Raw genomic sequence first — 19,732 nt, 5'->3', positions numbered from 1 at the left:
ATCGTGCGCGCCTCGCGGGCGGACGCCCCGGAGCGCACGTTCCCATCCACTGTCGAGCAAGCAGGAGCATCCGTGTCGGCGTACGCGATCGTCAAGACCGGCGGCAAGCAGTACAAGGTGGCTGTCGGCGACGTCCTCGATATCGAGAAGCTCGAGGGCAAGCCGGGTACCGAACTCACCTTCCCCGCGGTGCTCGTGGTTGACGACGGCGCTGTCACCACGGACGCTGACGCGCTCGCGAAGGTCTCGGTTACCGGCAAGGTCGTCGAACAGACCAAGGGCCCCAAGATCCGCATTCACAAGTTCAAGAACAAGACCGGATACCACAAGCGGCAGGGTCACCGTCAGCGGCTGACCCGCGTCGAAGTCACCGGCATCAACAGCTAGGTAAGGAACCTGACGAGCCATGGCACACAAGAAGGGCGCATCCAGCTCGAAGAACGGGCGCGACTCCAACTCCAAGCGGCTCGGGGTCAAGCGCTTCGGTGGTCAGGAAGTGCACGCGGGCGAGATCTTGGTGCGTCAGCGTGGCACCAAGTTCCATCCGGGCGCGCATGTCGGGCGCGGTGGCGATGACACGCTGTTCGCGCTGTCCGCAGGCTCCGTGCACTTCGGCCAGAAGCGTGGCAGGAAGACAGTCAACATCGTTCCGGGTGAGGACTGACCCCGACCATCGGGCGGGGACCCGAAGGTTTACAGCATCCTCAAGGGGCGGGACCGAACGCGCTTCGGCCCGCCCCTTACGCTGTGTTACAGCGGTCGCGCAGCGAACGGTGCCACGAGGCGTCGTGGCCGCGGCGGGGTAGCGCGAAGCAGGAGAGGCAGAAGTCATGGCCCGGTTCGTTGACCGTGCGGTGATACATCTCACCGCCGGCAAGGGCGGCAACGGCTGCGCATCGATCCGCAGGGAGAAGTTCAAGCCGCTCGGCGGGCCGGACGGCGGCAATGGCGGCAATGGCGGTGACGTGGTCCTCGTGGTCGACCCGGGCGTGCACACGCTGCTCGACTTCCACTACCGGGCACACCTGCGAGCCGGTAACGGTAAGCAGGGCCAGGGCAGTAACCGTGCGGGTGCGGCAGGCAACTCGCTCGAGCTGCCGGTACCGGACGGCACGGTGGTGCTCACCGAGGACGGTGAGGTGCTGGCCGACCTCGTGGGGGCCGGAACCCGGTTCGTCGCCGCGCAAGGCGGGCGCGGCGGGCTCGGTAACGCGGCACTGGCCTCCCGGGCGCGCAAGGCGCCGGGGTTCGCGCTGTTCGGGGAAGAGGGCGAGGCGCGCGACCTGGTGCTCGAGCTGCGCTCGGTCGCCGACGTGGGCCTGGTCGGCTTCCCCTCGGCTGGCAAGTCCTCGCTGATCTCGGTGCTCTCGGCAGCGCGACCGCAGATCGCCGACTACCCGTTCACCACGCTCGCCCCGAACCTGGGTGTCGTCACCGCGGGCGAGTCGGCTGACGATGGCGCACGGGGGACAGGGACGGTGTTCACCGTCGCCGACGTGCCCGGCCTGATCCCTGGTGCGAGCGCGGGCAAGGGGCTCGGCCTGGACTTCCTGCGGCACATCGAGCGGTGTGCGGTGCTGGTGCACGTGGTGGACTGCGCGACGTTCGAACCGGGCCGGGACCCGGTGTCGGACGTCGACGCGCTCGAGGCGGAGCTCGCCGAGTACACCCCGCAGCTGGGTGGCGACCTGGCCTCGCGCCCCCGGGTGATCGTGCTGAACAAGGTGGACGTACCGGACGCCGCCGAGCTGGCCGAGCTGGTGCGCCCGGACCTCGCCGCGCGCGGTTACGAGGTGTACGAGGTGTCCACGGCCACGAGGCAGGGGTTGCGGGAGCTGAGCTTCGCGCTGGGCAGGCAGGTCGAGCAGGACCGTGCGCAGCAGCCACCCGCCGAGCCGAAGCGCGTCACGCTGCGGCCCAAGCCCGTGGACGACACCGGGTTCACGGTGGAACGCGACCCGCAGGACCCGGAGGGGTTCGTGGTGCGCGGCCGGCGACCGGAACGGTGGATCGCCCAGACCGACTTCGACAACGACGAGGCCGTCGGCTACCTGGCGGACCGGCTGGCCCGGCTCGGCGTGGAGCAGGAGCTCGCCAGGCACGGGGCCGTTCCGGGGTCCCCGGTCACGATCGGCGGGGTGACCTTCGAGTGGGAGCCGTCGACTCCGGCCGGCGTCGCCGCCAGGCTGGGCGACCGGGGGGCCGATGCGCGGCTGTCCGATCATCCCAGGGTCACGGCCGCGGAACGCAAGCATGCTCGTGACCTGCGCCGTAGCGGGGAGCAGGATCCCGAGGAGGACGGCGGCGCGAGCGGGGAGGAACACGTGTGACCTCCTCCGACGTCCGCAACGACATCGCCAACGCCAGGCGCCTCGTCGTCAAGGTCGGGTCCTCGGCACTGACATCCACGGAGGACGGCCTCGACACCGCACGTCTCGACGCGCTCGTGGACGCCGTCGCGGCTCGGGTCGCGGGGGACGTCCAGGTAGTGCTTGTCTCGTCCGGGGCCATCGGGGCCGGGATCGCCCCGCTCGGGCTGCGAGGCCGTCCCGAGGACCTCGCTACCCAGCAGGCCGCCGCGAGCGTCGGGCAGCTCGCGCTGGCGCACGCCTACGCCGAGTCGTTCGCCAGGCACAGCCTCACCGTGGGGCAGGTGCTGCTGACATCGGACGACGTCGCCCGCCGTGCGCACTACCGCAACGCCCAGCGGACGTTCACCCGCCTGCTGTCGCTGGGTGCGGTGCCCGTTGTCAACGAGAACGACACGGTGGCCACCGAGGAGATCCGTTTCGGCGACAACGACCGGTTGGCCGCGCTGGTGGCCCACCTGATCGGGGCCGAGGCGTTGGTGCTGCTCTCCGACGTGGACGCGCTCTACGACGGTGACCCGCGCAGCGGCAGCACCCGCAGGGTCGAGGAGGTGACCAGCGTCACGGACGTGGCGGAGCTGGAGATCGGCAGGTCCAGCTCCGGCCTGGGCACCGGAGGGATGGTGTCCAAGCTCGCCGCCGCGCGTACCGCCGCGGCTGCCGGGATACCCGTGTTGCTCGCCGGGGCGCTCGACGCGGTACGTGCGCTGGAACGTGCCGATGTCGGGACCGCCTTCGAGGCCGCGGACTCCAGGCTGTCGGCGCGCCGTTTCTGGCTCGGCTACGCGGCAGGTGTCACGGGTCGGCTGCACCTCGACGACGGAGCAGTGGCGGCGGTTGTCGGCCGCCGCCGCTCCCTGCTCGCCGCCGGGGTGACCGGTGTGGACGGTGACTTCCTGGCAGGCGACGTCGTGGAGCTGGTGGATCCGGCGCAGGGCGTGGTGGCGCGGGGCGTCGTGGCGTTCGACGCGGGAGAGCTCCCGGCGATGCTGGGCCGCACGAGCGAGGAGCTGCCCGAACACCTGCGGCGCGAAGTGGTGCACGCCGATGACCTCGTACCTATCACGCGATCGATACATGATGTGACGTAAGTCACTATTTGCCTTGTATCATGTTCCCATGCCGGGCTCGTCCCGCAAGTGCACCGACCTTCGCGGGGGAGGTTCGGTGCCCGGTGGCGGTGCGTCGCCGGCGTGGGCGGTGCGCGGAAGCGGGCACCTCACGGGGAGTCGCGGGTGCTGCCCGCGCACCGCCTGCGAACGGGTGATCTCGCTCCCGTACGCTGCTGAGGTATGCCAGCGCGGCGTCGAATCGGAATCATGGGCGGGACCTTCGACCCCATTCATCACGGGCACCTCGTCTCGGCGAGTGAAGTGCAGTCGCGGTTCGGCCTGGACGAGGTCATCTTCGTGCCGACCGGACAGCCGTGGCAGAAGGTGGGACGTGTCGTCAGCAATGCCGAGGACAGGTACCTGATGACGGTGATCGCCACGGCCTCGAACCCGGTGTTCTCGGTGAGCAGGATCGATATCGATCGGGGCAGCGAGACGTACACCGTCGACACGCTGCGTGAGATGCGGCAGATGTACCCGCGGGACGAGCTGCTGTTCATCACCGGGGCCGATGCCCTCGAACAGATCCTGACCTGGCGCAACGTCGAGGAGCTCTTCGAGCTGGCGCACTTCATCGGTGTCACCCGGCCCGGCTACGATCTCAACGACCACCACCTCCCGCACGGCAAGGTCAGTCTGGTCGAGGTCACGGCGATGGCGATCTCGTCGACATCGTGCAAGCAGCGTGTGTCGCGTGGGGAGCCGGTGTGGTATCTCGTGCCGGACGGGGTCGTGCGCTACATCGACAAGCGCAAGCTCTACCGTGGTGACTCGTGATGCGCTGCCGGGCGGACCTCGGCGAGCGCTCCGCCGGGTCGAACCGGAACCTCCGGCACGGTGCCCGTCGCGCCGGAGGCTGACGGGCGATCGGCGCGGTCGGGTCGCTGCCGGTAGGCTCGGACGAGTGCCCGGGGCGGGTTCCGTGCGCAGGGCAGCAGGAACACGGTGTGAGGAGTGAGAGTGACAGCGACGTCGGACGCACAGCGGATCGCCGAGACCGCCGCTCACGCGGCGGCGGACAGGAAGGCATCCGACATCGTCGTGCTCGACGTTTCCGAGCAGCTTGTGATCACCGACCTGTTCGTTATCGCCTCCGCGCCGAACGAACGCCAGGTCGGCGCGATCGTGGACAATATCGAGGAGAAGCTGCGCGAGGCCGGGAGCAAGCCGACCCGCCGCGAGGGCGCGCGCGAGGGCCGCTGGGTGCTACTGGACTACGTGGACGTCGTCGTACACGTACAGCACGATGAGGAGCGCTCGTTCTACGCCCTTGAGCGCTTGTGGAAGGACTGCCCGCAGATCGAGATCGCGGGTCTGGTGCGAAACGAGGCCGGCGAGGAGCCGTGAGCGCGACCGACCAACCGGAGGAGGGGACGGCCCCACCTGCGGGGCCGGGCGCCGGTGGCCTGCGCAGGCTGGTGCTCTGGCGGCACGGTGAGACCGAGTACAACGCCGCCGGGCGCATGCAGGGCCAGATCGACACGGAACTGACGCCGGTCGGGTGGGACCAGGCGCGGTTCGTGGTGCCCCGCCTGGCACGTTTCGCGCCCGATCTGGTGGTCTCCTCGGACCTGCGCAGGGCCAACGACACCGCGACCGTGTTCACCGAGGCCATCGGAGTGGGGCTGCAAGTCGACAAGCGGCTGCGGGAGACACATCTCGGCCAGTGGCAGGGACTCACCTCAGCCGAGGTCGACGAGGGCTGGCCGGGGGAACGGCAGCGCTGGCGTTGGGACGCGTCCTGGTCACCGCCCGGGGGCGAGTCGAGGGAGGACGTCTCCGAGCGCGCCTACGAGGTGGTCGCCGAGCTGCAGGAGAGTCCCTACGCCGCGGTGATGCTGGTCGCCCACGGCGGCCTCATCGTGGCGCTCACCGCGCGCCTGCTCGGGCTGCCGCTGTCGTTGTGGCCGATCTTCACCGGTATCGGTAACTGCCACTGGGTCGACCTCGGCCGGGACCGTGGGCAGTGGCGGTTGCTCGCGTACAACGCGGGCCCGGAATGACGTCTCGGCGGATTCTCGTACTCGGGGATTCGTTGACGTTTCACGGCCCCGACCGCGCGTATGCCGCCGACGAACCGCGGCTGTGGCCGAACGTGGCCGCCCGCGATGTCGGCGGTACCGCCGACATCGTCGCGCGCAGCGGGTGGACCGCGCGGGACGCGTGGTGGGCGCTGATCAGTGACCCCAGGGTCTGGGCGGACCTGCGACGGGTCGACGCGGTGGTGCTCGCGGTCGGCAGCATGGACGCGTTGCCGTCCCCGTTACCGACCTACCTGCGTACCGGGCTGCGCTACCTGCGCCCGGACGGGTTACGGCGCGCGACGCGCGTGGCGTACCGGTCGGTGCAACCGCGCCTGGCCGTGGCGTTGCGCGGCAGGCCCGCGGCCCTGCCGACGAAGCTGACCGTGCGGTACCTCGACCGGTGCACCAGCGCGATGCGCGTGCTGCGGCCCGGTATGCCGATCCTCGGCATCGTGCCCGCGCCGCACCACGCTCCCTCGTACGGCTACGTGCACGCCGTGCGTGACGCCACGTCGCGAGCGGTGGCCACATGGGCCGAGCGCGCAGAGGTACCCCTCGTCGACCTGCCTGGTCTGATCGGCGACCACGTGCGTCGCGGTCAGGGCAACCCGGACGGCATGCACTGGGGCTGGGACGGCCACGAGATGGTGGGAGCCGCGGTGGGGCGGCTGCTGGCCAGGGAGATCGGTGTGCCCGATCCGTCCTGAGTGCTGGTTCCGCCCGCTTCCTCCCGGGCCGGTGCGGATGCGGCGACCACGGGTGCCCCGACCGTTCCCGGCCTCCAGCGCCGGCTACTAGGCTCACCACGTGCCGGTCGCCGTTGTTACTGACTCCACAGCCCACCTGCCAGCGGAGCTCGCGGAGCACCATGCCATCACGGTCGTGCCGCTCTACGTGCTCATCGACGATGCGTCCTGGCTGGACGGGCACGATATCGGCTCGGCCGAGCTGGTCGCGGCGCTGCGGCGGAAGAGCACCGTCACGACGTCCATGCCCACGCCGGAGGAACTGGCCCGCGTGTACCGGCAGGCCCTGGACGGTGGTGCGGACGCGGTGGTTTCGGTGCACATCTCCAGTGAGCTGTCCGGGACGTGGGGTGCGGCTGTCCGCGCGGCGGGCGAGGTCGATCCGGATCGGGTCCGGGTCGTGGACGCGCGCACCACGGCGATGGGGCTGGGCTTCGCGGCGATCGCGGCGGCGCAAGCCTCCGCTGCCGGGGAAGACGCCGAGGGCGTCGAGGCCGCCGCGGTGTCGACGTCGGACCGGTCTCGCACGGTCTTCGCCGTCGAGACGCTCGAGTACCTGCGCAGGGGCGGCCGCATCGGCTCCGCGGCGGCGTTCTTCGGGACCGCGCTCGCCGTCAAACCGCTGCTGCACATCGAGCAGGGCAGGATCGTGCCGTTGGAGAAGGTGCGCACCATGGGAAGGGCGGTCTCGCGGCTGGTGGACCTCGCGGCCCAAGCGGCGGGCGCGGGGCGTGTCGAGCTCGCCGTGCACCATCTCGCCCGCCCGGAACGCGCCGAGCAGGTGGCCCGGCAGCTCCGTGAACGGCTGCCGAACGCGGAGCGCTGTGTGGTCACCGAACTCGGCGCGGTGATCGGTGCGCACACCGGCCCCGGCGCGCTCGGTATAGTCGTGCAGCGCCACGAGGACCGCTGAATGACGCTCTCAGCCCACGAGATGGACTAAAGCGTCATTCAGCGCGGGCGATTGTCGGCGAATGCGGCGTGCGCGGAAGATGATCATGCTAAGGTTCGATCCGCGCCGCGCCGAGTGGGGAGCTTCTCGCGGATCGATCCGGCGGATGTCCGTCGCCTGCGGGCGTTTCCAGCATCGAGCCGGGGTAGCGCCAGCACGGGTATGCATGGTGGAGGGCTTGTGGTCGATATCAGCGTGAGTATCACGGGGCTCGCACGGTTGGGCGATGACCTCGATCGTGTCGTCGAGGATATCGACGACGCGACGGCCCGGCTGTCGCAGCACGGCGCGGGCTATATGGGTACCGGCGAGGGCGCGCTCGGTCCGCGGGAGCTGAACGACGCTGCGAACGACTTCCAGGATGACTGGGAGGACGGTCTCTACAAGATCAACAAGGCCCTCGACGGCGTGCGGAAGGGCCTCGAGGACGCCAGGCAGACCTACGCGGAGTTCGAGCAGGAACTCTCGTCCAGCCTGGACGAGACGGCCGCGGGATTCGGCTGACGGTACGTGTGCGGCATGTCCATTGATCCGACGACGGTACGGGCCTGACGCCGGCACCGTACCAGTGAGCACGAAACGCGGAGCAGTATGACTCTTTCGCCCGGGCAGCGTCCTCATGGAACGCCACTCGACGTAGATGACTACCCCGGGATCGGGTTCGACCCGGCGCACGGGGATGTGGGTGTGGTCGGTGAGCTCGCACGGCAGATTCTCGACACGGCCGAATGCGCCGGACGCGCCTACGACTCGTTGAGCTCGATCGTTCGCGGCCGCGAGGGCGTGTGGTGTGGGGAAGCCGCGGACGCCTTCACCGAGAGATTGGACGATCTGCCCGGCTACCTCGACAAGGCGCGCGAATCACTCGAGAAGGCGGGCAACGCGCTGGACGTCTGGGCGGACCAGCTCCGTGGACACCAGCGCCGGCGTGCCGAGATCGAGCGCGCGATACAGGACCTGCTTGGCAAGCTTGACATCGCCAACGACGACGTCAGGCGAACGTGGCACGACTGGCGGGCGTACCCGCACGACAGCGCGGCCGGCGGGGCGTACGAGAACGCGCGTAGGAAGGCCGACGACCTCGCGGACCGCATCGAGGACCTGCGCAAGGAAGCCAGGGACGATGTGCTGGAGAGCTGGCGCGAGGACGGCAGGCGGTGCGCGGCGGCGTTGAACGATGCCGGAGCGATCGCCCCGGACGTCGGCCGATTCGAACGCTTGGGTGACGCGTTCAAGGATGTGATCGGCGCGGTCGGCGATATCGCGGGCATCGTCGCCGCGGTCGCGGGGCTGCTCGCGTGTATTCCGGTACTCGCACCGGTCATGGGGCCGGTGGCTCTGGTGGCGGGTGGTGTCGCGCTCGCGGCGAACGCCACCGACATGGCGCTCAACGGCAGCTGGGACGACCCGATGGCCTGGGTCGGTCTTGGTGGCGACGCGCTGGGCATGGTGCCCGGCGTCGGTGCCGCGGTACGCGGGGCCAAGGGTGTCTTCCGGACGGCCGACGCGGCAACCGACGGCGCTCGAACGCTCTCCCAAGGACTCGACGCGGCAGGCAGCCTCCCGACGAACGGCGCCGTCAATGCATCAGGCGGCATGCGCGGTGCGCTCAAGGCCGTCGCGGACGACGCGCTGCCGGACGGCAAGGTCGACGTGGCGGTCTCCGCGCTCGGGGTGCCTGCTGCCGGTGCCGGAGCCAGTGACGACGACACCGTGGACGGCACCGGAAAGGTGTCCGCGGCGATACTCAACGGGATCGGAGCGGCGCGGTGACGGGGGCGACGGGCGAGGTGGGCGGGACCCCTCTCTACTTCTCCGTCCCCGAGGTCTTCCAGGAGATCGATCTGGACGGTGACCCTGCGGAGCGTGTGCGGCGCTCCTTCGCCCGGTTCACCTCGACGTTGCGGGGAGCGACGCCGGAACAGTGCGGCAACCTCGTCCTGCAACAGGAAGTCATGATCGGTGAGCTGCGGGAACAGGGTGCGATCTATGCCGCCACCTGCCTCGTGCGTTCGGAGACCGAACCCCCGCGGCTCAGCACGGCCCAGCTCACCGTGTGCGTGCGGGAAGCCAACCTCGATGCCGAGCAGCCGTTGATCGCGGTCGCGGACGGCCTGCGGATGCCCGGCTCGCCGCGTGAGGTGGCCTTCGCCGAGTTCCCCGCGGGTCGGGCGGTACTGGTCGGCGAAGAGGTCGACGTGCACCTGCCGTACACGGTGGACGGCCGGAGCCGACCGCGGTCCCACCGGGTACGGCAGGCCCAGGTCGTCCTGCCGTTACCGGGCAACCGGAAGATCGCCGTGTTCGGGATATCGAGCCAGTGCCTTCCGGAATGGAGCTACTACGCTGCGGTGCTGAACGATGTCGCGCACAGCGTGTCGTTCACGGCGCCCTCGGAGGACGGTGGCTCGCCGATCGCGGCCGTGCTCGGCTGAGCCGGCGGTAGCGGGCAGCGCGATGTGCGACAACGGCAGGAAGGTGAGGTTGTGGAAGCGGTCCTGACCGTCCTGGGTTTCGCGGTCCTACCAGCGATCGCCCTGTACGGCTATATCGACAGGTACCGGCTGCGTAGGCGGTCGCTGCGGGCGGGGCTCGCCGCGTTCGAGGAGCAGTACCGACCGTCGGGGTGCGCGGTGGACGTGGCGTCGTGTTACCCGCTCTCCGAACACATGGTCAAGGAACTGGCGGCGAGCCGCGGGTTGCGCTACACGGGGCGTGCGCCGGGACACCGGCGCCTCGGCCCCATGGGTTTCGCGCCGGACCGGGCCGGGTGACGGGATGCTCTACACAGTGCTGCTCGGCGTGGCAGTCACGCTGAACGCGGTGTCTCTGGGTGCCCTGTTCCATCTCGGTGCCACCGGACGTGACGGTGGCGTGCGGGCACGCCGGCGTGCCCGCACGCGGCAGCTGGAGTCGCTGTGGTCGGTGCACGGCCAGGCACAGGGTTCGCTCCTGGAGCTCGACCGGGTCGCCTACCGGGAGGTGCCCAGGTACGAGTTGATCGAACTGCTCGGCAGGCAGGGGTGGCGCTACGTCGACGAGCACGTCGACGCGAGCGTGTGGCGGTTGCGCTTCCGCAGGGCCGCACCGGCGGAGGCGGGAGGCGCGGTCGATGCGCGGACACGGTTGCGCGACGAGCTCGCCGCCGCGCGTCCGGGCGTGAACGGCACGTACTGGCTCGACGTCAACGACTACATCAACGTCCCGGCCGAGGAGATCGGCGCGTACGTACACGCCGCCGGCTGGCAGGTGTGCGGGACGGCGTTCGACGCGCCGCGCAACGGCATGATCATCAAACCGGAGGGGGTTGCCGCGGTCCAGCCGAGCGACGGCGCGTTTCTCGAGGGGCGCGGCCCCGGATCGGGATCCACAATGGCCGGACCCGGTGACGCGGGCGGGTTCGATGCGCTGCGTTCGTACCGGCGTGTGGCCGACCGCGCCGCCGAGCTGCACCGCAGGCTGGGTTTCGATCCGCTGGACGAGACGAACCTCCGGCGCGTCCGCGAGCGGTACCTCGCCTGGCAGAAACGGATCAAGATCCTGGCGAACGTGTCGGCGCTGTCCTTGCTCGTCGTGGTGACTCCTCCGCTGGCCTGGCTGCTGTACGGGCACTTCGACGAGAGCCTGCACATCGTGTTCGCGGTGAGCGGGATCGCCGCGGTTCCCTGCCTTGCGTCGCTGATCTGGTGCCTGATCCTGGTCAAACGGCGCAACGACGAGCTCGGCCCCGCGATGCGCGCCTACCAGGAGCTGCGGAACATGGCATCCGACCACGCCCAGCTCGCACACTGGTTTCGTGCTGAATGACGCTGTCAGGCCGTCTCGTGGACTGACAGCGTCATTCAGCACATGTCCACGGGGTGGGGGTTGTCCACAGGCGCGGCGGAAGCCGATGGGTAGCGGGCCGGGCGCGGCCTACTGTCGTGCCCGTGCCCGAGATGACAGCAGGACCGTCGCCACGTACGCCCGCGCAGTCCGAGCTGGCCGCAGAGCGGTTGGCCGCACTGACCGGCAGGCCCCCGCGCCGGGACCCGGCAGGTACGCATGCCGACGCCGCGACAGCACTCGTCACCCCACGGATGCCGGGCAGGCTCGCGCTCCTGGTGTCGCGATGGGCGACGCGGTCGCGGCAGCGCTGGATACCGTCCGGCTCCCGGGAACGGAACGGGGACAGGGCCGGGCAGGCACCGGGAGGGAGCGGTTCCGCCGACGCCGAGCCGCCGCGCTCCCGCCCGCGGCGCCCGTCGGTCCTGGTCGTGCTGCTCCCGGTCGTGGCCGTCGCGGGGGCGCTGAGCGTGACAGCGTGGGCCCTGTCCGGCGGCCAGGAGCGCCAGGAGCACGTTCCCGCGCACGTCGAGTCCCGGCCAGGCGAGTCCGGGCCCGGCGAGGTCGGGCCCGGCGAGGTCGTGGGTGATGGTCCTGCGGAGGTAGTACCGACCTCGCCTGCACGGACTCCAGAGGACCGCGACGCGCGTGCGGGCGGGGACGAGCCCCGGGACGGCGCGGCCGACCTGGTGATCAGTGTGGTGGGGGAGGTCGCCGAGCCGGGACTGGTCACCGTGCCAGCCGGGTCACGTGTCGCGGACGCCGTCGCGGCTGCCGGAGGCGAGGAAGCCGGTGCCGACCTCATGGACATCAACCTGGCGCGGCAGCTGACCGACGGTGAGCAGATCTACGTCGGGGTGCCCACCCCGCCCGGCATGGGGCCGGAACCGAGCGCTCCCGGACGGCGGACGGCGGGCCAGGAATCCGGCCCGGTCCACCTGAACGGCGCGAGCACCGCCGGGCTGGAGACCTTGCCGGGCGTCGGAGAGGTCACCGCGGGCCGGATCGTGGAGTGGCGTGAGCGCCATGGTGAGTTCACCACCGTCGAGCAGCTGCGGGAGGTTCAGGGGATCGGGGAGAGCACGTTGGACAGCCTGCGGGACAGGGTCACCGTGGAATGATCGGCGGTCCTGCCGCCGCGGACGCCCCGGATCACACCGCGCAGGACTTCCGGCTGGTCCCCGCAGCCGGCACGATCTGGTTGGCCGCGCTGCTGGGGCTGCGGATCGCGTGGTGGTGGGCCCTGGTGTGTGGCGCACTCGCCGCGATCGTGGCCGCCGCCGTGCTGGCTCGACGTCCCCGGCACGGGAGGGCCGTCGCGGGGGCCGTCGCGCTGCTGCTCGCCGGCGCGCTGAGCGCCGTGCTGCTCGGCATCCGGCTGCACGGGGCGACACACGACTCCCTGCACGCCGAGGCCGAGCGCTCCGCGACCGTCCACGCGCGGGTCACCGTCCGCGAGCGGCCCCGCCCCGTCCGGTCCGGCAGCGCGGCGCACCAGCGGAACGGAACCGGGACAGTGCTGCTCACTGCTCAGGTGGAGGCCGCGGTCGTGCACGGCGAGCGGCTGGACAGCACGGGGCGCGTGGTGCTGCTCGCGCCTGCCGAGCACTGGTCACGGCTACTGCCCGGACAGACGGTCGCCCTCTCCGGTGCCCTCGCGCTGCCGCGGGACGGCAGGCTCGCGGTCGCGACGGTTCGTGTGCCCGGCGATGTGCCTCCAACCACGCTCAGCGACGCACCCTCCTGGCAGCGGGGTGGCGCCGCGCTGCGCCGTGACCTGCGAGCGGCGAGCTCGGTACTGCCCGAGGACGCGGCAGGGCTGCTCCCGGGACTGGTGGTCGGGGACACCTCCGGCCTGCCTCGCCGCGTGCTCGACGAGTTCCGCGCTGCCGGGATGTCGCACCTGGTCGCCGTCTCCGGTATGAATGTTTAGAATACAGATGTGACTACAGCGCGGGAAGGGGTGGTTCGCGTCGGGCACTACGCCCGCGCCAGCCACCAGAACGAGCTCTCGGTCGATTCGCAGCTCAACGCCACCCAGCAATGGGCCGACCGCGAGGGGTGGCACACTGTCTTCAACCGCCGTGATGACGGCGTGTCCGCCTCCCGATATCGACGAGGCCGCGACCGCGAGGAGTGGCCGCGCGTAATGGAGTCGATCGAGGCTGGCGAGATCGACGCGCTGCTGGTGTGGGAGATCAGCCGCGCCTCGCGCGACCGACGCGTATTCGCGGCGTTGTTCGCAGCATGCGAGGAGGCCGGGGTCAAGCTGGGTATCGGTGGCCGGCTGCACGACCTCCACGACCCGGACGACGCGTTCATCCTTGACCTGACTGCGGCGCTTGCGGTGCGGGAGTCAGGCGTCACCAGCAAGAGGCTCAAGCGCAACCTGCATGCCAAAGCCGTGGCAGGTAACCCGCACGGAAAGTGGAAGTTCGGATACCGGCGCGTCTACGACGAGCACACTCGCGAGCTGCTCCGTCAGGAGATCAACGAAGACGAGGCGTGGATCGTGCGCGAGATCGTGCAGCGCTGCCTCGAGGGTGAGCCGACCAGCCGCATCGCGGATGATTTGAACCGGCGCGAGGTGCCGACGCCAGAGATGTTCCGCCGCGAACGGCTCGGGCTGGAGTACCAGCAGTACAAGTGGGTGCGCACGCAGATTCGACGCATCGCCATCGACCCGTACTACGCGAGCCAGCGCGTGCACCACGGGCAAGTCGTTGCGGATGGCACTTGGCCGCGCCTGGTGGCCGACCGTGACCACGAGGTGCTCGTGGCGAAGTTGAACGACCCGACCCGCCGGACGACTCGTGACTACACGCCGAAGCACCTACTGGTCGGAATCGCGCTATGTGGATTCGTGTTCGACGACGGACAGGTGTGCGACGCGCGGATGCACCGCATCAAAAACCGTGGCTGCCCGTCATATATCTGCAGTGTCCGCTACCACGTGTCGCGGCAGCAGGCGAAGTCGGACGCGTTCGTCGAGGAAACGATCCTGCGCAGGTTCGAGCGCTCCGATGCCGCTCAGCTGTTCGCCCCACCCGAGAATGGCGAGGAGTATCAGCTCGCTGATGAACTGCGTACGCTCGAGGCTCGCCTGGAGTCGTTCGCCGATCAGGCGGCCGACGGCAGCATCAGCCCGGATTCACTAGCCAGGATCGAGGCGAAGTTGCAGCCACGTATCCGCGAGTTGCGCGAACAGCTTCGCCCCAAAACGGTCTCGTCGGAGGTCACGGAGCTGTTGCAGGCGAATAGCCCCCGTGAGTTGTGGGACCGGTGGCCACTGCACAAGAAGCGCGCGGCCATCCGAGCTGTGTGCACGGTACGGATTCTGCCGAAGGTCCCGGGCTCGGACGTGAAGAAGTGGGACCCGAGTCGGATCACCTTCACCTGGCACTAGCGTATGCGGATCAAATAGATCACCCCTGTGACGTGGTCGGGTACGTTGACTTCGACTGGAGCTTTGCCCGGTCCGGAGCGTTGACCGTCATCTTCGTCCTCGCTCGTCTCGTCTGGTGGGTTCTCTGTCTGCGAGTCGGGCGACTCTTCAACTTGCTCATTCGACGATGGTTCGCCCGGAGGCGTCTCCTCGACAGGTTCCGGCTCTGGTTCAGGCTGCCGTGACCTTTGCTCGGTGTCCTGCGTCGTCGGGGCTGGCGACGGTTGGGTGGTCCTCGGCTCCTGTCCCTGTGGCGGTGTCTGTGGCCGCGCGGTGGTGCTGCTTGTGGTGGCAGTGATTGTCAGCCGCGGCTCGCGTCGTTCGTCAGCCTCCGGCGGCTCGTTGGTGTCCCTGTCTGGCGTTGTGTACACCAGCCCGGCTGCGATGAGGCCGCTGCACGTCGCGAGAACGGCTGCCGAATGCACCGACCGCACCACGCCGCGCTCCCAACGGCGGCGGTGGCTGGTCTCGTTGAATCGCACGGCTTGCAGGTGAGGATGCCGATACGGCCTTAGATAGTGCCGCTCTCGCAGACCGCGTTCAACGATGTCATTGAGTTCTCGGGCAGCTCGTGCGCGTCTGCGAAGGTAGTATGCGCCCCCGAATACCCCTGCGATCGCCACGAGCCCCACGATCAGGGCAACGTGCATTTCTCCAGACCTAATGGCTCAACCAGGCGAAATGCACGCACTGCAACTGATCCGTTACCCAGATTGCTCTTTCGGTGGGTTATTTGAGCGTTCCTGTAACGCCTTCTTCGCAGCGGCAACCTGGCGACGGTAGTCCCGCAGTGCCCGCAGCTTCTGTGCGCGCGTCGATGACTCGTGGGTCACGATCATCTCTTCCGTCTTGTCGCGGGGGATCATCTCGTCGTCATCAAGATCAGGATCTGCCGGAACCGGTACGCCGCCGCGGAGGATGGCGTCGATGCTGCGGGTATCCCAGCGGAGTGCACGTTCTACCTTGCGTCGGTTGACGGTGCGGAGGTTCCGCTTGCCTGCAGCGGCCTCGTACAGGGTCTGAGTAGATAGTCGTGCGCGCTCGGCGACCTGGTCCCAGGTCAGCTCAAGTTCCCCTCGGCGCTGGTCCATCCACCAGCCGAGCGTGCCCTCGTCGTACGCCATGGGCTCAATCATCGCGTGACTAAACGTTAGCTGTCTAGCTTAGGCAAGGCTAATATTTTCATCGTTCTAGCTGATGATCGCGTTACAGCTAACGTTTAGTCACGTTATCCCTGGTTAAGCCGTTGACACGTGATGAAACGTTATCTAACGTGAGTATCCATGAGGACAGCCAAGGTCGATGGCGACAAGCTCCGACAGGCCCGCGAGCTAGCGGGGTACACCCAGGAGTCCATCGCCAAGCGGCTCGAGCTCAACCGCTCGGCCATCGCGCACTGGGAGAGCACCGACCCCAGTCGGCAGCCGCTCGGACGCCATTTCAAGCGGCTCTGCAAGCTCCTTGAGGTCGATCCGTCCTCACTCCTGCTCGATGAAGGTGATCGCGATGAGGCCGCGTGATGTCGCCGACCAGCAAGAAAGGCCCCAAGCGCAGGAGCCAACGGTGCGACATGTGCCAGGGCAGGGGGAGGGTTCCCAGGGGCAAGAAGGACAGGCGCGAACCGGAGACGACGTGCCCGAACTGTCGCGGGTACGGGGAGATCTGGAATCTCGCCGAGCTCGACTGAGCGACGCCGACTTCGCCTACATCGACGAGATTGTGGCGGACGCCCCGCCGTTCAGCCCTGAGGTGTGGTCCGAGCTGCGGCGCCTGATCGAGCCGGACCTGGTCAAGCGCACGCAGCCGCGTCGCCGCCGGGGTGCCGACGCGGCTGCGTGAACCAGAAGGGAAGTCACGCCAATGATCTTGACCGAGGCCGCAATTTGGACCATGTCACTACTGACCACGTTACTTGCGCTGGGCACTGTGCACTATGCGCGGCATACCCGACAGCACCAACCGTCAGCCGAATCCGCACTCACTCGTGTCGAAGCCGCTAGACAAGCAGTTCGCGATACCGCGGCTCATCGCTCAGGTCGGGTTGGTGATGCCACGTGACGACGATTCGATCTGCGTTGCTGGCCCACGAGCGCGCAAGCAGAAGAGGTTCGGCGCCGTCTGATGCTATCTCGCCGAAGGGGCCAGCTTCTTCCACAATCAATTCCCCTGCGTCGATCTGCACCCCGTACGCAGATTCGGTTCCGCAGTTGATGAGCCGATACCACATATCGCCCGTGTGCTCGAGGCGCCAGACGACCCGGTTGCGTTCGGCATTGTCCAGTTCCTCCGCGCGTCTCGCCTTGTCGATGTCCGCGGTTTCAGCAGCCGCGGTAGCCGATTCTTCTGCAGCCCTAGCCGAACGGTCCGCTGCGAGCTTCTGTCCTCGCGAGTACCAGAGCGCGCCAGCCGAGATCAGTAGAGCGGCGAGCGACACCACGAACCCAGCTATGTCCATTCCGGCATCCAAGCACTGCCTTGGAATCGATCACAAGTAGAAGCGCCCCGGTGCTGCATCACCGAGGCGCGACGCCCACGGACAGAAATGGAGGTCCGATCCGTGGACACGCAACAGAGTACCGGACAACGCAGGAACGTTGGCGAGACGACGGCGGGGACGTTCAGCGAGCCAATCACCGACCTCGGTGAGCTGCGCCGGCCGCCCGAGCAGTATCGCGCGTGGGCTGAAGGTGCCGACGACCGCGACCTCGCCGGGTACGACGCCGCCGGTGTGCCGCCGTACGACGCGGCCACGCAGCCGCTCCTGCATGAGGCGTGGATGTGCGGTTACCGCGACCGGGCGCTGCCCGAGCCGCGTGATGGAGGTGATGACTGATGGGTGGCCGACATCGCAGGGCGCCGGGCCGCCGGCTCGGTCGGATGACGGACCGCGTCGACGGGCGGTCACCGGCCGACGACGGCGCAGGCTGTTCGGTGAGCCTCGTCCGCGCGGCGCTGCTGGCGGTGGCTGCGGTGCTCACTGCGATCGGGCTGCACCTGCTGGCCGGCGCGACGACAGCCGCCGAGCCCGAGGCCGAGCCCATCCCAGGCTCGCCGGTCGTCGAGGTATCCACTGACAGCCCATCGCCGACCGTCATACCGAGGGGGGCGGTCGGCGATGGGTAGCCCACCCCGCACCGCCGGCGACACCGTCGAGGACATCCAGGTCGCCGCGATCACCGGCGGCTGCATCCTCACCGTCATCGTGATCGCGATCGCAGCGATCACCGACGCCTCATGGAAGCTCGCCGAACTCATCGGGCAGGTGTGGCCATGGTGACCGTACAGAGAGGACACCGCGTGCAGGTGCGGCCCGACGTGTACGTCGGCAAACGGCTCGTCGGCCTCTACACGGGCCGAGTGACGCACACCGACACCGCCCGCGACCGGCGGATCGTCTGGATCGCCACCGACCAGTTCGCGCTACCGCTCGTCGTGGCCGAGCACCTGGTGCGCGTTATCAGCGAGGAGGTCACCGCATGACCGACGTAGAACGGTACAAGGCCGCGGCGGACGCTGCGGTCGCGGCGATCGCCCGCATGCGCCGTGAGCTCGGACTCACCGACGCGGACCCGGACGTCGAGGACGTCGTCAGCGACATGCACAACGACGTGGGCCGACTCGTCGCCGAGCGGGATGCGGCACGCGCACAACGAGATCGTGCCGTGGACATGCACGTCGCCACAACCGCCGTGTTGTCGGCGGTGCGGGAGTCGCTCGGATTCGTGGACTACGCCGACGACGAGCGGGTTATCGAGGATGCGCAGCGACTGCACCGCGAGCGCCAGGCGGTGTGCCGCCGGCTCGGAGCTGGCGACGAGGACGCGCACGACGTCGTCGAGCGGCTCATCGACGAGTTCGACGAGGCGCGACGCATCCAGGTCGAGGCGCAAGGAACGGTGAGTCAGCTACGCACCTACATCGCCGCCCTACACGAGGCCATCGGGGTGGCGCCCGACGCCGAGCAGCTCGACGCCGTGCGGCACGCGGCACATCTACGCCAGGCGGCCGAGCGCGCAAGGGGTGATGCGACATGACCTCGCTCTACGTGCTGTTCGGCGCCGTCCTGGTCATGTTGGCCGGACTCGCCGGGCTGCTGCTGTGGCACAAGTACGTCCGGCCGATCCTCGACGACCGCGCCGACGGGCGCGACGTGATCGATCACCGTACCGAGGACGAGCGCGATCCGGCGGCGTGGCTCGACCAGCTAGCTGACGGCGAGCAGCGCCGGAGAGGAGACGACCGATGAGCAACGAGGCATCTACCGAGCGACCTGTGATCGTGGTCGACACCGAGACAACCGGGCTCGACCGTGCCCGGCATGTGCCTATCGAGGTGGCGTGGGTCGACCTCGCCACGGGGCAGGAGAACGCGTGGATCCCGTGGCACACGCGGCAGGACATATCCCGCGCCCAGCCCGAGGCCTTGGAGATCAACGGGTACTACCAGCGGCTCGCTGACGCGCCCACCGACCACGCCGCGCTGATCGCGGCCAAGGACCTACACGAGCGGCTCGGCGGCGCGGTACTGGCCGGCGCGTCTCCGGCGTTCGACGCCGACATGCTGCGCATCCTGTTCAACCGCACCGGATGTACCCCGCTGGAGCCGTGGCACCACCGGCTCGCCGACCTCGCCGCCTACGCCGCCGGCACCCTCGGCATACCAATTAGCGAGCTACCGAGCATGTCCCGCGTATGCGGGCTACTCGGCGTCCAGAACGACGCGCCACACACGGCGCTCGGCGACGCCCGCGCCACCGCCGCGTGCCTGCGCGCGATCGCGGCCCTCCCCGCTCCTGCCTCGGCGGTGCGCGATGAGTGACAGGGGCGACGCGAGCGGAATGGTGTTCGTCGATGGTCGGGAAGCTCTGGCGGCGGTGATCGTCCGTCCGAAGGAGAACGGGGACGGGGTCGTCATCGAGGCCAACGCGCAGGGGATAAGCAAAGCCGAGGCGGCGGAAGTGCTGCGGTACGTCGCGGCCAAGTGGGAGAAGGATGCGATGCGCGATGGGTGAGTTGTACACGGACTACTGCAAGGGCGTTGCCTGCGACTCTCCGCGCTGCGACGAGCGGATAGAGGGCGTCGAGATCCCCAGGCTGGAGGGGAGGGACTACTACACCGATGTCGCCGAGTCGCGCGGGTGGCGGCTATTCGTCGGCCGTGACCGCCGCTGGTACTGCCCGGACTGCGGGCCGCGGCCGGGGCACACGATGCGGCAGCACACCAGCACGTCGGGCGGTGGTGCTCCGTGACCAAGACGCA

General features: G+C 69.1%; 30 protein-coding genes. 28 read left to right on the top strand and 2 right to left on the bottom strand.

Annotation, left to right across the window (positions count from 1 at the left end):
* The first annotated feature begins 72 nt into the window (after window positions 1-72).
* From rplU to H0B56_RS12310, 17 genes are all read left to right on the top strand, one after another.
* The gene (rplU, locus tag H0B56_RS12390) at window positions 73-387 is read left to right on the top strand and encodes a 50S ribosomal protein L21 (RefSeq protein WP_180893177.1); all 315 of its coding nucleotides are present in this window, start codon (window positions 73-75) and stop codon (window positions 385-387) included.
* Between the two features lie 19 nt (window positions 388-406).
* On the top strand, window positions 407-664 hold the full coding sequence (gene rpmA / locus H0B56_RS12385) for a 50S ribosomal protein L27 (RefSeq protein WP_180893176.1): 258 nt from the start codon (window positions 407-409) through the stop codon (window positions 662-664).
* Between the two features lie 166 nt (window positions 665-830).
* Window positions 831-2,330, top strand: a complete 1,500-nt coding sequence (gene obgE, locus H0B56_RS12380) for a GTPase ObgE (protein WP_180893175.1) — start codon at window positions 831-833, stop codon at window positions 2,328-2,330.
* The gene (gene proB / locus H0B56_RS12375) at window positions 2,327-3,460 is read left to right on the top strand and encodes a glutamate 5-kinase (RefSeq protein WP_180893174.1); all 1,134 of its coding nucleotides are present in this window, start codon (window positions 2,327-2,329) and stop codon (window positions 3,458-3,460) included. Before obgE ends, proB begins: the two co-directional genes overlap by 4 nt.
* Before the next feature lie 201 nt (window positions 3,461-3,661).
* Window positions 3,662-4,258 carry a nicotinate-nucleotide adenylyltransferase gene (gene nadD, locus H0B56_RS12370; RefSeq protein WP_180893173.1) on the top strand — a complete coding sequence of 199 codons (597 nt, stop codon included), beginning with the start codon at window positions 3,662-3,664 and terminating at the stop codon, window positions 4,256-4,258.
* 183 nt (window positions 4,259-4,441) lie between these two features.
* On the top strand, window positions 4,442-4,828 hold the full coding sequence (rsfS, locus tag H0B56_RS12365; protein ID WP_089301689.1) for a ribosome silencing factor: 387 nt from the start codon (window positions 4,442-4,444) through the stop codon (window positions 4,826-4,828).
* A 59-nt stretch (window positions 4,829-4,887) separates the two neighbouring features.
* Window positions 4,888-5,484: a histidine phosphatase family protein gene (locus H0B56_RS12360; RefSeq protein ID WP_180893532.1), complete on the top strand. Its 597-nt coding sequence runs from the start codon at window positions 4,888-4,890 to the stop codon at window positions 5,482-5,484.
* On the top strand, window positions 5,481-6,212 hold the full coding sequence (gene octT / locus H0B56_RS12355; protein WP_180893172.1) for a diglucosylglycerate octanoyltransferase: 732 nt from the start codon (window positions 5,481-5,483) through the stop codon (window positions 6,210-6,212). Before H0B56_RS12360 ends, octT begins: the two co-directional genes overlap by 4 nt.
* Window positions 6,213-6,312: 100 nt before the next feature.
* The gene (locus tag H0B56_RS12350; RefSeq protein WP_180893171.1) at window positions 6,313-7,164 is read left to right on the top strand and encodes a DegV family protein; all 852 of its coding nucleotides are present in this window, start codon (window positions 6,313-6,315) and stop codon (window positions 7,162-7,164) included.
* Window positions 7,165-7,383: 219 nt separating this feature from the next.
* Window positions 7,384-7,707, top strand: coding sequence for a type VII secretion target (locus H0B56_RS12345; RefSeq protein WP_180893170.1), 324 nt, complete (start codon window positions 7,384-7,386; stop codon window positions 7,705-7,707).
* An 87-nt stretch (window positions 7,708-7,794) separates the two neighbouring features.
* Window positions 7,795-8,976: a putative T7SS-secreted protein gene (locus H0B56_RS12340; protein WP_180893169.1), complete on the top strand. Its 1,182-nt coding sequence runs from the start codon at window positions 7,795-7,797 to the stop codon at window positions 8,974-8,976.
* On the top strand, window positions 8,973-9,638 hold the full coding sequence (locus tag H0B56_RS12335) for a hypothetical protein (protein WP_180893168.1): 666 nt from the start codon (window positions 8,973-8,975) through the stop codon (window positions 9,636-9,638). The genes H0B56_RS12340 and H0B56_RS12335 overlap by 4 nt, the downstream gene beginning before the upstream one ends.
* 51 nt (window positions 9,639-9,689) lie before the next feature.
* Window positions 9,690-9,977 carry a hypothetical protein gene (locus tag H0B56_RS12330; protein ID WP_180893167.1) on the top strand — a complete coding sequence of 96 codons (288 nt, stop codon included), beginning with the start codon at window positions 9,690-9,692 and terminating at the stop codon, window positions 9,975-9,977.
* A gap of 4 nt (window positions 9,978-9,981) precedes the next feature.
* On the top strand, window positions 9,982-11,010 hold the full coding sequence (locus H0B56_RS12325) for a hypothetical protein (protein WP_180893166.1): 1,029 nt from the start codon (window positions 9,982-9,984) through the stop codon (window positions 11,008-11,010).
* 131 nt (window positions 11,011-11,141) lie between these two features.
* Window positions 11,142-12,149: a ComEA family DNA-binding protein gene (locus H0B56_RS12320; RefSeq protein WP_425484531.1), complete on the top strand. Its 1,008-nt coding sequence runs from the start codon at window positions 11,142-11,144 to the stop codon at window positions 12,147-12,149.
* The gene (locus tag H0B56_RS12315) at window positions 12,146-12,961 is read left to right on the top strand and encodes a ComEC/Rec2 family competence protein (protein ID WP_180893165.1); all 816 of its coding nucleotides are present in this window, start codon (window positions 12,146-12,148) and stop codon (window positions 12,959-12,961) included. The genes H0B56_RS12320 and H0B56_RS12315 overlap by 4 nt, the downstream gene beginning before the upstream one ends.
* Before the next feature lie 30 nt (window positions 12,962-12,991).
* Window positions 12,992-14,434: a recombinase family protein gene (locus H0B56_RS12310; RefSeq protein WP_180893164.1), complete on the top strand. Its 1,443-nt coding sequence runs from the start codon at window positions 12,992-12,994 to the stop codon at window positions 14,432-14,434.
* Window positions 14,435-15,177: 743 nt separating this feature from the next.
* On the opposite strand, the gene H0B56_RS12305 is transcribed toward H0B56_RS12310, so the two are convergent.
* A complete protein-coding gene (locus tag H0B56_RS12305; protein WP_180893163.1) occupies window positions 15,178-15,597 on the bottom strand; it encodes a hypothetical protein in 420 nt (139 codons plus the stop codon).
* Window positions 15,598-15,756: 159 nt separating this feature from the next.
* On the opposite strand from H0B56_RS12305, the gene H0B56_RS12300 reads away from it, so the two are divergent.
* The gene (locus H0B56_RS12300; protein WP_180893162.1) at window positions 15,757-15,993 is read left to right on the top strand and encodes a helix-turn-helix domain-containing protein; all 237 of its coding nucleotides are present in this window, start codon (window positions 15,757-15,759) and stop codon (window positions 15,991-15,993) included.
* 43 nt (window positions 15,994-16,036) lie between these two features.
* Window positions 16,037-16,312, top strand: coding sequence for a hypothetical protein (locus H0B56_RS12295; protein ID WP_180893161.1), 276 nt, complete (start codon window positions 16,037-16,039; stop codon window positions 16,310-16,312).
* Window positions 16,313-16,469: 157 nt separating this feature from the next.
* On the opposite strand, the gene H0B56_RS12290 is transcribed toward H0B56_RS12295, so the two are convergent.
* The gene (locus tag H0B56_RS12290) at window positions 16,470-16,928 is read right to left on the bottom strand and encodes a hypothetical protein (RefSeq protein WP_180893160.1); all 459 of its coding nucleotides are present in this window, start codon (window positions 16,926-16,928) and stop codon (window positions 16,470-16,472) included.
* 102 nt (window positions 16,929-17,030) lie between these two features.
* Here H0B56_RS12290 and H0B56_RS12285 point away from each other — a divergent pair, with 102 nt between their 5' ends.
* The 9 genes from H0B56_RS12285 to H0B56_RS12245 are packed head-to-tail and all read left to right on the top strand — an operon-like array spanning window position 17,031 to window position 19,722.
* The gene (locus H0B56_RS12285; protein WP_180893159.1) at window positions 17,031-17,306 is read left to right on the top strand and encodes a hypothetical protein; all 276 of its coding nucleotides are present in this window, start codon (window positions 17,031-17,033) and stop codon (window positions 17,304-17,306) included.
* Window positions 17,306-17,596 carry a hypothetical protein gene (locus H0B56_RS12280; protein ID WP_180893158.1) on the top strand — a complete coding sequence of 97 codons (291 nt, stop codon included), beginning with the start codon at window positions 17,306-17,308 and terminating at the stop codon, window positions 17,594-17,596. Before H0B56_RS12285 ends, H0B56_RS12280 begins: the two co-directional genes overlap by 1 nt.
* Window positions 17,589-17,750 carry a hypothetical protein gene (locus H0B56_RS12275; RefSeq protein ID WP_180893157.1) on the top strand — a complete coding sequence of 54 codons (162 nt, stop codon included), beginning with the start codon at window positions 17,589-17,591 and terminating at the stop codon, window positions 17,748-17,750. Before H0B56_RS12280 ends, H0B56_RS12275 begins: the two co-directional genes overlap by 8 nt.
* The gene (locus H0B56_RS12270) at window positions 17,744-17,953 is read left to right on the top strand and encodes a hypothetical protein (protein WP_180893156.1); all 210 of its coding nucleotides are present in this window, start codon (window positions 17,744-17,746) and stop codon (window positions 17,951-17,953) included. The genes H0B56_RS12275 and H0B56_RS12270 overlap by 7 nt, the downstream gene beginning before the upstream one ends.
* Window positions 17,950-18,507 (top strand): hypothetical protein, encoded by a 558-nt coding sequence (locus tag H0B56_RS12265; RefSeq protein ID WP_180893155.1) that lies wholly within the window; start codon window positions 17,950-17,952, stop codon window positions 18,505-18,507. Before H0B56_RS12270 ends, H0B56_RS12265 begins: the two co-directional genes overlap by 4 nt.
* The gene (locus H0B56_RS12260; protein ID WP_180893154.1) at window positions 18,504-18,719 is read left to right on the top strand and encodes a hypothetical protein; all 216 of its coding nucleotides are present in this window, start codon (window positions 18,504-18,506) and stop codon (window positions 18,717-18,719) included. The genes H0B56_RS12265 and H0B56_RS12260 overlap by 4 nt, the downstream gene beginning before the upstream one ends.
* Entirely contained in the window at window positions 18,716-19,291 is a 576-nt protein-coding gene (locus H0B56_RS12255; RefSeq protein WP_180893153.1) for a 3'-5' exonuclease, read from the top strand. The genes H0B56_RS12260 and H0B56_RS12255 overlap by 4 nt, the downstream gene beginning before the upstream one ends.
* Window positions 19,284-19,484: a hypothetical protein gene (locus H0B56_RS12250; protein ID WP_180893152.1), complete on the top strand. Its 201-nt coding sequence runs from the start codon at window positions 19,284-19,286 to the stop codon at window positions 19,482-19,484. Before H0B56_RS12255 ends, H0B56_RS12250 begins: the two co-directional genes overlap by 8 nt.
* Complete coding sequence (locus H0B56_RS12245; RefSeq protein WP_180893151.1) at window positions 19,477-19,722, top strand: hypothetical protein; 246 nt, start codon at window positions 19,477-19,479, stop codon at window positions 19,720-19,722. Before H0B56_RS12250 ends, H0B56_RS12245 begins: the two co-directional genes overlap by 8 nt.
* Window positions 19,723-19,732: the final 10 nt, after the last annotated feature.

The sequence above is a fragment of the Haloechinothrix aidingensis genome (assembly GCF_013450155.1).
In the GTDB taxonomy this organism is placed as follows: Bacteria; Actinomycetota; Actinomycetes; order Mycobacteriales; family Pseudonocardiaceae; genus Haloechinothrix; species Haloechinothrix aidingensis.
This window is presented reverse-complemented; position numbering and strand designations above follow the sequence as displayed.